General features: G+C 70.2%; 14 protein-coding genes and 1 tRNA gene. 11 read left to right on the forward strand and 4 right to left on the reverse strand.

The features are described 5' to 3' along the window. The first annotated feature begins 162 nt into the window (after positions 1-162). Positions 163-603, forward strand: a complete 441-nt coding sequence (locus tag KF737_RS16220; protein WP_296457267.1) for a VOC family protein — start codon at positions 163-165, stop codon at positions 601-603. A gap of 68 nt (positions 604-671) precedes the next feature. Further along, positions 672-1,442 carry an SDR family NAD(P)-dependent oxidoreductase gene (locus KF737_RS16225; protein WP_296457105.1) on the forward strand — a complete coding sequence of 257 codons (771 nt, stop codon included), beginning with the start codon at positions 672-674 and terminating at the stop codon, positions 1,440-1,442. Positions 1,443-1,614: 172 nt separating this feature from the next. On the opposite strand, the gene KF737_RS16230 is transcribed toward KF737_RS16225, so the two are convergent. Then, positions 1,615-2,199, reverse strand: a complete 585-nt coding sequence (locus tag KF737_RS16230) for a DedA family protein (protein ID WP_296457108.1) — start codon at positions 2,197-2,199, stop codon at positions 1,615-1,617. A 144-nt stretch (positions 2,200-2,343) separates the two neighbouring features. Beyond that, positions 2,344-2,419: transfer RNA gene (locus KF737_RS16235), tRNA-Asn, on the reverse strand. Between the two features lie 143 nt (positions 2,420-2,562). On the opposite strand from KF737_RS16235, the gene KF737_RS16240 reads away from it, so the two are divergent. Together KF737_RS16240 and KF737_RS16245 are read left to right on the forward strand one after the other, a co-directional pair. Further along, positions 2,563-3,399: a suppressor of fused domain protein gene (locus KF737_RS16240; protein ID WP_296457111.1), complete on the forward strand. Its 837-nt coding sequence runs from the start codon at positions 2,563-2,565 to the stop codon at positions 3,397-3,399. Positions 3,400-3,650: 251 nt separating this feature from the next. Then, positions 3,651-5,066 carry a Mur ligase family protein gene (locus tag KF737_RS16245; RefSeq protein ID WP_296457114.1) on the forward strand — a complete coding sequence of 472 codons (1,416 nt, stop codon included), beginning with the start codon at positions 3,651-3,653 and terminating at the stop codon, positions 5,064-5,066. On the opposite strand, the gene KF737_RS16250 is transcribed toward KF737_RS16245, so the two are convergent. Next, on the reverse strand, positions 5,063-6,433 hold the full coding sequence (locus KF737_RS16250; protein WP_296457117.1) for an acyl-CoA dehydrogenase: 1,371 nt from the start codon (positions 6,431-6,433) through the stop codon (positions 5,063-5,065). The two genes, KF737_RS16245 and KF737_RS16250, sit on opposite strands and share 4 nt — an antisense overlap. A 125-nt stretch (positions 6,434-6,558) precedes the next feature. On the opposite strand from KF737_RS16250, the gene KF737_RS16255 reads away from it, so the two are divergent. Both KF737_RS16255 and KF737_RS16260 read left to right on the forward strand, forming a co-directional pair. Further along, positions 6,559-7,554 carry a phosphotransferase family protein gene (locus tag KF737_RS16255; protein WP_296457118.1) on the forward strand — a complete coding sequence of 332 codons (996 nt, stop codon included), beginning with the start codon at positions 6,559-6,561 and terminating at the stop codon, positions 7,552-7,554. Next, positions 7,551-7,922 (forward strand): DUF6285 domain-containing protein, encoded by a 372-nt coding sequence (locus tag KF737_RS16260; RefSeq protein ID WP_296457121.1) that lies wholly within the window; start codon positions 7,551-7,553, stop codon positions 7,920-7,922. The genes KF737_RS16255 and KF737_RS16260 overlap by 4 nt, the downstream gene beginning before the upstream one ends. A 5-nt stretch (positions 7,923-7,927) precedes the next feature. Here the strand turns inward: KF737_RS16260 and KF737_RS16265 are convergent, their stop codons facing one another. Further along, entirely contained in the window at positions 7,928-8,275 is a 348-nt protein-coding gene (locus KF737_RS16265) for a hypothetical protein (RefSeq protein ID WP_296457126.1), read from the reverse strand. An 81-nt stretch (positions 8,276-8,356) separates the two neighbouring features. Between KF737_RS16265 and KF737_RS16270 the strand changes: the two genes are divergently transcribed. From KF737_RS16270 to KF737_RS16290, 5 genes are all read left to right on the forward strand, one after another. Further along, positions 8,357-9,349 carry a WYL domain-containing protein gene (locus tag KF737_RS16270; RefSeq protein ID WP_296457129.1) on the forward strand — a complete coding sequence of 331 codons (993 nt, stop codon included), beginning with the start codon at positions 8,357-8,359 and terminating at the stop codon, positions 9,347-9,349. Next, positions 9,346-10,149: a hypothetical protein gene (locus KF737_RS16275; protein ID WP_296457132.1), complete on the forward strand. Its 804-nt coding sequence runs from the start codon at positions 9,346-9,348 to the stop codon at positions 10,147-10,149. The genes KF737_RS16270 and KF737_RS16275 overlap by 4 nt, the downstream gene beginning before the upstream one ends. Before the next feature lie 235 nt (positions 10,150-10,384). After that, positions 10,385-10,522: a hypothetical protein gene (locus KF737_RS16280; protein WP_296457136.1), complete on the forward strand. Its 138-nt coding sequence runs from the start codon at positions 10,385-10,387 to the stop codon at positions 10,520-10,522. Positions 10,523-10,555: 33 nt separating this feature from the next. Beyond that, a complete protein-coding gene (locus KF737_RS16285; RefSeq protein ID WP_296457138.1) occupies positions 10,556-10,864 on the forward strand; it encodes an AbrB/MazE/SpoVT family DNA-binding domain-containing protein in 309 nt (102 codons plus the stop codon). Then, positions 10,851-11,243: a type II toxin-antitoxin system VapC family toxin gene (locus tag KF737_RS16290; protein WP_296457142.1), complete on the forward strand. Its 393-nt coding sequence runs from the start codon at positions 10,851-10,853 to the stop codon at positions 11,241-11,243. Before KF737_RS16285 ends, KF737_RS16290 begins: the two co-directional genes overlap by 14 nt. Positions 11,244-11,249: the final 6 nt, after the last annotated feature.

Consider the following 11,249-nt stretch of genomic DNA (forward strand, 5'->3'; position numbering starts at 1 on the left):
GCAAATGAATTTGCGGTCACGTAGGCCGGCGGGTCTAATTGGCCGCAGCGAACCCTGACTGCAACGCGGCGAAGATTTGCGCTCCACACGCAACCTCCGTGCGATTTTACAGGGTAAGCGACCGAATCGCCACCCGTGCGACCGCTCAAGGACCGTTCCGCCGTGAAGTACCTGCACACCATGGTCCGCGTGACCGACCTCGACGCCTCCCTCGCGTTCTATTGTGACAAGCTCGGCCTTAAGGAAGTCTCGCGCTCGGAGAGCGAGGCGGGCCGCTTCACCCTGGTGTTCCTCTGCGCGCCGGGCGACGAGGCGGCCGCGCGCCAGCAGAAGGCGCCGATGGTCGAGCTGACCTACAACTGGGACCCGGAGGCCTACACGGGCGGCCGCAACTTCGGCCACCTGGCCTACGCCGTCGACGACATCTACGCGACCTGCCAGCGCCTGAAGGACGCCGGCGTCGTCATCAACCGCCCGCCGCGCGACGGCCGCATGGCCTTCGTCCGCTCGCCCGACAACATCTCGGTCGAACTGCTCCAGGCCGGCCCGGCCCTGCCGCCGGCCGAACCCTGGGCCTCGATGCCCAACACCGGGGTCTGGTAGCGGGCAGGGCGTCCTCGTCTGACGCCACGGCGCCGCTCTAGGCTGGCGCGAAACAACGGGAGGCGGCGATGGCGGGACGGGTCGAGGGCAAGGTGGCGCTGGTGACGGGCGGGGCGTCGGGCCTGGGGGCCGAGAGCGGCCGCCGGCTGGCGCGCGAGGGCGCGAAGGTCGTGCTGACCGACCTCGCCGCCGAGGCCGGCCAGGCGGTGGCCGACGAGATCCTGGCGGCGGGCGGCGAGGCCTGCTTCCTCACCCAGGACGTCACCGACGACGCCCGCTGGGCCGAGGTGGTCGCCGCCACGATGGCGCGCCACGGCCGCATCGACGTGCTGGTCAACTCCGCGGGCGTGGCCGACGGCGGCCAGCCCATCCTGGAAGCGACGCTGGAGGTCTGGCGGCGCATCGTCGGCATCAACCTCGACGGGACCTTCCTGGGCGTCCGCCACGTGGCCCCGATCATGGTGGCGCAGGGCGGCGGCTCGGTCGTCAACCTGTCGTCGATCCTCGGCAAGGTGGGCCTGCCCGGCGCCTCGGCCTACTGCGCGTCCAAGGGCGGGGTGGCGCTGCTCACCAAGGCCGTCGCCCTGGAGCTGGCGCCGGCGGGAGTGCGGATCAACTCGGTGCATCCCGGCTTCATCGAGACGCCGATGGTCTGGAACACGTTCCGCAACTCCGAAAGCGAGAACGAGATGCGCGACATGATCGTTTCGCGCCACGCCCTGGGCCGCCTCGGCATGGCGCGCGAGATCGCCGACGCCATCGTCTTCCTCGCCTCCGACGAGTCGAGCTTCATGACCGGCTCGGAACTGGTCATCGACGGCGGCTACACGGCCGCTTAGGACCCGAAGGCCCGGTCTCCGAGGGATGAGCCGGCGACCGTCTGCGCGCCGCAGGCGCTGTCGTTTCGAACCACCAAGGCCGCCAAGGGCGCCAAGGGCGACGCCAGCCTCTTCGTGACCTTGGTGGGCTTGGTGTCGAATTCGCGGCGCTGACGCGGTGTTTCGGGACGATTCAGTCGAGCACCGACTCCGGCGTCTCGTCCTTGCCGCGTCGGCGCCACAGCAGGACGCCGGCGATCACCGCGGCGAACAGCGCCGCGACGACGATGGGCGCGGCCTCGCCGGCGGTGCTGTGCATCAGCGTCATCAGCGCGGGCCCGATCAGGTAGCCCAGCCCGACGCACACCGTCGCCCATATGAGCGCGCCGACGACGTTCAGCACGGCGAACCGCCGGTGCCCGATCCGTGTGACGCCGATGGCGACCGGGCCGGCGGCGCGCAGGCCGTAGATGAAGCGGAAGCTGAGGATGAAGCCGGTGGGGAAGCGCTCGATCAGCTCGACGGCCTTGGCGAAGCTCCGGCGCTTCGACGCCTTGGTCACGAAGCCGCTCCTGCGGAAGCTGCGGCCCAGGACGAAGAGGATGTAGTCCACCAGGGCGGTGCCCGCGACGGCGGCGGCGAACACGGCCAGCGGCGACATCAGGTGCTCGCGCGCCATCACCCCGCCGGCCATGGCCGAAAGCTGCCCCTCGACGGCCGAGCCGACCAGGATCGCGAAGGGCCCGAGCGTGGCCAGGTGGTGCGTCAGGTCGGGCATCTGGTCCGGAGCGGGCAGGGGACCCTCCATATGGCGAGGCGGGGCCGTTGCGCCAGGGCCTTCGCCGCGACCAAACGCGCGAACACCGGTACGGCGCCGCGAAGCGTGCGCGCCGTGCGGATCAGGTTGTCCGGAAGGTCTCGATGGCTCCCCGAGTAGGACTCGAACCTACGACAAGTCGGTTAACAGCCGACTGCTCTACCAACTGAGCTATCGGGGATCACCGTCGAGAGGGCGGGCGTATACTGCGCGCCGTTGGGATGTGCAAGCGGGGCGAGGACCGTGTTGCAGGACGCCCCGTGGATACCGTCACGCCTTGGCTGGCGGCCTCCGCGTTGCGAAGGTGGCGGAGGGGAAGCGCGCGTGGCCATCGGGGATTTCTTTCGACGACTGTTCGGCGGCGGGCGTTTCGAGGCCCCCGCACCGCAGGCTCCGATCTCGCGGCCGTCGCCGCCAGCGGCCGTTCCACCTCCGGAACCTCAGGCTTCTCCCGCGGAAAATCCGGCCTTCCAGGCCAGCGCGAACGCTCGCGATCGCTACTGGGCCTCGATCGGCGAGGTCGAACCCGATGTCATCTCGCATCTGATCAGTCCGGGCCTGATGGGTGAACCCGCCTGGCCGACGCTTCGGCAGGCCTACCGCGTTGTGCGCCGCGGCTCGTCCGTGATCCTGGCGACCGATGGGATGTCGGATCCGTTCGACGATGCTGAGGAGGGCAACGGCTTCGAGATGGAGCTGATGCTGGAGACCGCGCACATTCCGGACGAACTCGCCGATCCGCCCGGAGGCGGAATCGACCGGCTGAAGGAGAGCTGGGCCTTCGATGTCCTCGTGACCATGGCCTCCACGGTCGCCGGTGTCGGGGGCATCGTGGACCGGCTGGACGACTTCGGCGGGTTCATCTCGACGGAAGCGCCCGGTGCGTCCGGCTCGCCCAGGATCGCGGGACAGGTGCCTTCACGCTTCATCCTCGACGACTCTCTCGGGTTCCTCCTGGGCGCGCCGACCCCCGACTTTCCCGTGTCGGTCCCCGGCATGCCGCTGTCGCCGGTCCGCATCGTGCCGATCGTCCTCTTGACCGCGGAGGAGTTGGCCTACATCCGCAAGGGCGGCGCGGCCGAGCGCGCTGAGGTCGCGAGGCGCCTGGCTGCAAGCCCGACAGGTCATCGCTGCGATCTCGAGCGCGCGAGTGTGATCTGACGAAAGAAGCCCGGCGCGAGCGCCGGGCCACACAAAAAGTTCGGTGATGGTGGGGTGTCTTCGAAGAAGACGCCCTGAGACTCGGCTTCTGTGGTTAAGCTGAAGTTAATCGCGCGGGGGCGCGGTGACCCCATGGCCAAGCTTCGCGCGGAGCGTGCGGGACTCGCGCGACGGGCGCATTGTCGCGCGGGGCTGGACGAAGGCTGCGGATCGGTCGATCACGAGACGCCGACAGCTTGAAAAGAGGGCCGATGCGCATCCATTTCACCGGCATCGCGGGCGCGGGCATGGCCGCGGCGGCGCTGATGATGCGCGAGGCGGGGCATGCGATCACCGGCTCGGACGAGGACGTGTTCCCGCCCATGTCGACCTACGTCGAGGGCCTGGGATTCCCGATCTCTTGGCGGTTCGATCCGGCGAATCTCCCGGAGGGGCTGGACCTCCTGGTGCTGGGCGCGTCGGCCAAGCTGGGCGGCGAATCGAACGTCGAGGTGAAGGCGGCCCGCGCGCGCGGCGTGCGCGTCACGACCTTCCCGGAACTGGTCGGCGAGGCGACCGGGATCAAGCGCAACACCGTGGTCGCCGGCTCGTTCGGCAAGTCCACCTGCACGGCGCTCCTGGCCCATGTGCTGCGGACGAGCGGCCGCGACGCCGGCTGGATGATCGGCGCCATCTCGCCGTCGCTGCCCGACACCGGCCACTGGGGCGTGGCGCCCGAGGTGGTCCTTGAGGGCGACGAGTACATCGTGGGCCCGAACGACCGGCGCTCGAAGTTCGTCCTCTACCACCCGCGCGACGTGCTGCTGACTTCGCTGATCCACGACCACGTCAACGTCTTCCCGACCTTCGCCGACTACGAGAAGCCGTTCCGCGAGCTGCTGCGCCTGCTGCCCGCCGAGGGCCTGCTGGTGGCCCGCGAGCACCCCGCCATCCGCATGATCGCCGGCGAGGCCGCCTCGCGCGTCGTCTGGTACGACACCTCAGCGTGTGACGGCTGGTACTGCGAGGACGTGGCCTACGGCGAGGTGACCCGCTTCACGCTCGTGGGCCCCGGCGGCCGCCGCGTGCCGCTCGCCACCACGCTGCTGGGCGAGCATAACGTCGAGAACATCGTCGGCGTCTCGGCCTACGTGCTGGAGCGCGGGCTGGCTTCCGAGGCCGACCTCGCCCGCGCCGTCGAGAGCTTCGCCGGCATCCGGCGGCGCCTCGACCGCCTGACCAGGGCCTCGTCCGTTCCGGTCATCGAGGGGTTCGGCAGCTCCTACGAGAAGGCCCGTTCGGCCATCGAGGCCATGCTGCTGCACTATCCGACCCGCCCGCTGACCGTGGTGTTCGAGCCCCACACCTTCTCCTGGCGCAACCGCGACGCGCTGCCCTGGTACGACACGGTGTTCGAGGGCGTGGCCCGCGTGCTGGTCATCCCGCCGCCGACCCACGGCGCGGCGAGCCACCAGCAGTCGTCGCTGCCCGAGATCCTGGCCCGCGTGGCCGCGACGGGCGTCCCGGTCGAAGCGGTCGAGACCGCCGAAGCCGCCACCGCCGCCCTCAGCCGCCTGAGCGGCGACGAGGTGGTGCTACTCCTGTCGTCCGGCCCCCTTCTGGGCCTCCCCGACAGCCTGCCGCCGGTGTTCGACAGGCTGTACGCGGCGGCGGAGGCCGCCGCCTAGCGCGATGCGTTGTGGTGCGCCGGCACGGGCTGGACGTAGTCTGCGCCCTTGGCCGCCTTCTCCGCCTCGTTGTGCGCCTTGAAGAACGGGTCCGCCCGCTTCGGGCCCAGGTAGCCGAAGAGGTAGGCGCCCACCTTGCGCATCTGGATCTCCTCCGAGCCCTCGGTGATGCGATAGCGGCGGTGGTGGCGGAAGATGTGCTCGAAGGGCTTGTGGCGCGAATAGCCGATGCCGCCGTGCACCTGCATCGCCCGGTCGGCCGCCTCGCAGACCAGCCGGTTCGCCCAGTAGTTGCACATGGAGACCTTGTCCGAGATCGTCCGCTCGATCTCCTTGTGCTCCATGTTGTCCATCTGCCAGGCCGTCTTGCGGATCAGCAGGCGCAGCATCTCGCACTGGGTCTGCAACTCGATCAGCGGCCACTGGATCGCCTGGTTCTCGGCCAGCGCCTTGCCGAACGGCTTCCGCTCCCGCGCGTAACGCACGGATTCATCGACACAAAACTGCGCCGCGCCCAGGCTGGACGCCGCCTGCCGGATCCGGTTCTGATGCACGAACGACTGCCCGATCCCGAGCCCCCGGTCGATCTGGCCCCAGTAGCTGTCCTGGGGGATCCACACGTCCGTGAAGCTGATCCGCGGGTGGTCGGTCGGCATGTTGAACGTCCACAGGTACTCCTCGATCTTCAGGCCGGGAGCGTCCGCGGGGACGATGAAGCAGGTGATGCCGATGGCGTCGCCGTCCTTGCCGGAGGTGCGCGCGAAGCACATCACGTAGTTCGCGACGTGCATTCCGGTTGTCCACATTTTTTCGCCGTTGATGAGCCAGCCCGGCTTGCCGTCCTTCTCGTGCGGGACGGCGCGGGTCTCCATCCAGGTGGCGTCGGAGCCGTGGTTGGGCTCGGTCAGCCCGAAGCCGGTGCGCATGCGTCCGTTCAGCAGGTCGTCGGCGTAGCGGTCGTACTGCTCGTTGGTGGCGAACTCCTTGAACATCAGCACGAACGGGTTGTTGCCGACGATCGAGTGCTCGGTCTGCAGGTCGTTGAAGAGGCCCAGGCCCTTGGCGGCCAGGTGCTCGCGGATGATGGCCATGGCGAGCTGGCTGCCGCCCTTGCCGCCCATCTCCTTGGGCCAGGCGAAGCGCAGGTGACCGGCGTCGTCGGCCAGCTTGCGGGCCTTGGCCAGCAGTTGCTCCCACTCGGGGCGCGGGAGGCCGTCGTTGTCCCAGTCGGTGCGGGCGTGCTCGCGGCGATGGTCGAAGAAGCGGTCGTTATCGTCCGCGTGCTGCAGCGGCATGATGACGTCGTCGATGAACCGGTCCAGCTCGCCGAGATAGTCCTGGATGTCCTTGGGGATATCGAAATCCATGCCGCATTCTCCCAACGCGCTTCGTCTCGAGGGGCGGGATTGACGTCGGGGGACCCGTTTACAACGCCCCGGCGACCCCGCCAGATCGGGGCGACTTTAGACCAAGTTGAAGGTTCCCCCGGGTCATGACCGTCGATGTCCGCGCAGGCCTGGAGAAGCTCGCCGTGAGGCTGGGCGGGGAGGGCGCCAGGGTCACCGAGGCCCAGCGCCTCTCGGGCGGCGCCAGCATGGAGACCTACGCCTATTCGTTCGAGGGGCCGCGCGGCGCCGAGCGCCTGATCGTGCGCCGCCGCAACGCGCCCTTCGACCCGGCGAACGGCCGCGCGGTGAGCCTTGCGACCGAGGCGGCGCTGATCACCGCGACCGAGGCGAACGGCGCGCGCGTGCCGCACGTCCGCCACGTGTGCGACGACCGGGACGGGCTGGGCGAGGCTTACGTGATGGTCCGCGTGGACGGCGAGACGCTGGGCCGCAAGATCACCTCCGACCCCCGGTTCGACGCGGTGCGGCCGGGGCTGGCGCGCCAGTGCGGCGAGGTGCTCTACGGCATCCATCGCACGCCCGTGCCGGAGGGGATCGACCTCAAGGTCGTCGACGGCGCCTTCGAGCTCGACCGCTACGAGGAGATCTACCGGGCCACCGGCGCCCGGCGCCCGATCCTCGAACTGGCCTTCCAGTATCTTCGCAAGCACATCCCCGAGCCGGTCGAGCCGGTGCTGCTGCACGGCGATTTCCGCAACGGGAACATCATGTTCGACTCGGAGCAGGGCGTGGCCGCCGTGCTGGACTGGGAGCTGGCCCATGTGGGCGATCCGGCCGAGGACATGGGCTGGATCTGCACCAATTCATGGCGCTTCGGACGGCCGGACCGGCCCGTCGGCGGGTTCGGCGACTATGCGGACCTGCTGGCCGGCTACGTCGCGGCGGGCGGGCGGGCCATCGACCTGTCCCGCGTGCGGTTCTGGCAGACGCTGGGGTCGCTGCGCTGGGGCGTCATGTGCCTGACCATGTACCTGTCGTGGCGCGATGGGGCGAACAAGTCGGTGGAGCGCCCGATGATCGGCCGCCGCGTCTCCGAGACCGAGGCCGACCTGGTCGTCTTGCTGGAGGAAGGCCTTTGATCACGCACCCGAAGACCGAGGAACTGGCCGAATCCGTCCGCCTCTGGATCGACGAGATCCGCCCCACGCTGGACCCGCGCAACGCCTTCCTGGCCCGCGTGGCCGCCAACGCCATGGCCACGATCTGCCGCGAGCTGACTCAGGGCCCCGCCGCGGAGGCCAACGCCGTCGCCGGGATGGCCGGCGTGCTGGGCCACGACGGGTCGTTCGAGGATCTCAACGCCGAGCTCTGCGCGCGCATCCGTGCGGGGGAATTGACCCGCGAGACGCCGGGGCTGATGGCCGCGCTGACCACCATGGCCCGCGACCAGATCGCCATCGACCAGCCGAACTACCGGCCCGAGGGGACGCCGGCTCCGGCGGGCTGAGCGGCTCACGCCGCTTCCAGCACCCGGATGATCTCGCTCTCGCGCTCGTTCCAGAGGATGGCGACGCGGGCGGCGCGGGCGGCGTCGGCGCCCAGGGCCGAGGCGACCTCGGCGTCGCGCATGCGGCGCTCGGACAGGCGCAGCAGGGTGCGCTCGCCGCCCTGATCCACCTCGACGTCGTGGAAGCGCAGCACCGCGTCGACCAGCGTGGCCGGCGGCGGCGGGCGGACGGGCTGCGGCGCCTGGACCGGGCGCGGCGAGGTGCGGACGGCGGGGCCGAAACCGCCGAAGCGGTCGCCGGCGAGGCGGCCCTGGGTGAAGGCGGCGCGGCGGGGCTGGAACCGGGTGGCCATCGATGTTGTCCTTGCTTGCGAACTTCCGATGGTTCTGGTTTTGTCTGGGTCGTGCGACAAAAACGGACGTAGGTTTCTCCGATGCGTCACGAAAAAGGGGCCCGGCTCTTGGAGCTGGCGCGGCTGCTGGCGAGCAGCGCCGAGGGCTTGAGCCTCGACGAGATCGCCGAGCGGATGGGCGTGGGGCGCCGCACCGCCGAGCGGATGCGCGACGCCGTGGCCGGCGTCTTCCCGGCGATGGAGATCGTGGAGGACGGCCGCGACCGCCGCTTCCGCATCCCGTCCGGCCTCGACGGCCTCTTCCAGGCGCCGACGGCGGAGGAGCTGGCCGCGCTGACCGCGGCGGCCGAGCAGCAGGACCGTCAGGGCGCCCACGCCCGCGCCGCGGCGCTGCGCACCCTGGAGCAGAAGGTGCTGTCGGCCATGCGGGCCTCCGCGCGCCGCCGGCTGGCGCCCGATCTCGAGGCTCTGCTCCAGGCCGAGACCATCGCCGTGCAGGCGGGCCCACGGCCGTTCGAGGAGGAGACGGTGCTGGCGGCGGTGCGCGAGGCGCTGAAGGCGCTGTCCACCCTGCGGTTCCGCTACGACGGCGGCTCCCAGCCGGGCCGCACCCGCGAGGTCACCCCCTACGGCATCCTGTTCGGGCGCTCGAACTACTTGGTGGCCGAGGAGGTCGGGTCGGGCACGGGCCCGCGCAACTGGCGCCTCGACCGCGTGTCCGATCCCGAGATCACCAGCCGGCCGTCGGACCGGCCCGAGGACTTCTCGCTCCAGGCCTATGCCGACGAGAGCTTCGGCATCTATCAGGACGACACCGAGGACGTGGTCCTGCGCATCACGCCGGAAGGCCGCGAGGACGCCCTTCGCTGGCGCTTCCACGCCCGCCAGAAGGTCGAGCCGCAGGCCGACGGCTCGACGCTCGTCCGCTTCCGCGCCAGCGGCATGCGCGAGCTGGCCTGGCACCTCTTCACCTGGGGCGACAGGGTCGAGATCGTCGGCCCACCGGCGTTGCAGGACATGATGGCCGGCGAATTGGCCGTGGCGCTCCGGACGCACCTGGGCGGCCGGGCATGACCACCGGGGCCCAGCGTGCGCTGATCGAGACGATCCGGGCCGTGCTATCGGGTGATTCCGACGTCGACGCGGCCTGGCTGGCCGGGAGCCTGGGCGCGGGCGGCGGCGACGCGTTCAGCGACGTGGACATCCTGGCCCTGGCGCCGGCGGGCCGCGCCGGGGAGGTCGCCGCGCGCTACGCCGCCGACCTCTCGGCCATCGCGCCGGTCGTGCTGGTGAACGTGCTGTACAGCCGCGTGGTGAGCGCCGTGGCTGACGACTGGCGTCGCTTCGACCTCAGCTTCGTCGAGCCCGCCGAACTCGACCGCTACGACCGCAACCGCCTGACGCCGCTGTTCAACCGGATCGGCCACGAGCCGCCGGCCGGCAATACGCCGCCGCACCGGGTCGAGCCCGAGGCGTTGGGCCGGACCATCGCCGAGTTCTGGCGCGTCCTGGGCCTCAGCGTTGTCGGCCTGGGTCGCGGGGAGCACGTCGTCAGCCTGTCCGGCCAGGAGCTGCTGCGCCGCATGATCGTCGACCTGATGCTGGACGAGAACGGCGTGGGGGTCGCCGAGCGTGGCGGCGCGCTGAGGCGCAACCCGCTGTTGACGCCCGAACAGCGGGCCGAGCTCGCCGCCCTGCCGCCGGTCCGCGCCGACCGCGAGGGCATCCTGGCCGGTAACGCCGCGCTGGCCGCGGTCTTCCTGCCCCGCGCCCGGCGCCTCGCCGCCCGCGTCGGCGCGCCCTGGCCCGACGCGCTGGAAGCCGCCACCCGCGCGCACCTCCTGCGCCACCTCGACCAAGCGCTGCGGGAGTAGGGGCAGTGACCACCTGGGGAACGTCATGGCCCGGCTTGTCCGGGTCACCCATTGCGCTGTGAGCCGGCGATGATCCGCGGCCTCGACGCTGCGGGGCTCATGTTCGACTCACAGCCCAATGGGTCCCCCGGACAAGCCGGGGGATGACGAGGAAGAATTGGAGTTTGGAAGCAAACCGGCGTCCGTTTCTGACGTAGGTCGTTTCCAGGGTCGTTCCAGCCAACGGAGACGACCCATGACCACGCTCGACTACGCCAGCTTCTTCGAGACCCACATCCGCCCGCGCCGCCGTCGGCGGCGCCTGCTCCTCGGGGCCGCCGCCGCGATCGTCTGGGTGCTGCCGGTGCTCTACGTCGGGGTCGTCGGTGGTTGACGCGACAAGGTAAGACGAGCATCTTACTTTGCCATGAACGCGCCGCTGCGACAGACGACCGTCATCTCGACCAAAGGGCAGGTCATCCTGCCCAAGGCCATCCGGGACAAGCTCCGCTGGGAGGCGGGCGCGCGGCTGGTCGTGAAGGAAACGGCGTCCGGCGTGCTCATCACCCGCGAAAACCCCTTCCCGCCGACCACGCTCGGGGATGTTGTCGGGCGCCTCAGGTACGATGGTCCTGCAAAGACGATCGAGGCGATGCACGAAGGCGTCGTCGAGGCGGCGGCGGAGGACGACGCGCGGATCATGCGCGAGTATCGCAAGTTCCGTGATCGCGGTTGACACCAACATCCTCGTTCGCCTCATGACAGGCGACGATCCCGATCAGATGGCGAGGGCAGAGGCTCTGCTGCAACACGGCAGGGTCTTCATCCCGACGAGCGTCATGCTGGAGGCGGAATGGGTGCTTCGCAGTGTCTACGGCTTCGCGTGCGAACGCCGGTTCTCCGCGCTGGAAGCTCTGGCCGGGCTGCCCGATGTCGCCTTGGAGCACGCCGACAGGGTCGCGGGCGCGCTGGCCCTCGCCCGACAGGGCTTCGACTTCTCCGACGTGATGCACTACCTCGCGGCCGTGGACGCGGGATGCGATGAGTTGGCCACCTTCGACCTCAAGTTCGCCAGGCTGCCCAACGATGGCCCGCCTGCCGTGCGCCTCCTCTGACCGGAC

Origin of the sequence: Phenylobacterium sp. (genome assembly GCF_019636135.1) — a bacterium.
Taxonomy (GTDB): Bacteria; Pseudomonadota; Alphaproteobacteria; order Caulobacterales; family Caulobacteraceae; genus Phenylobacterium.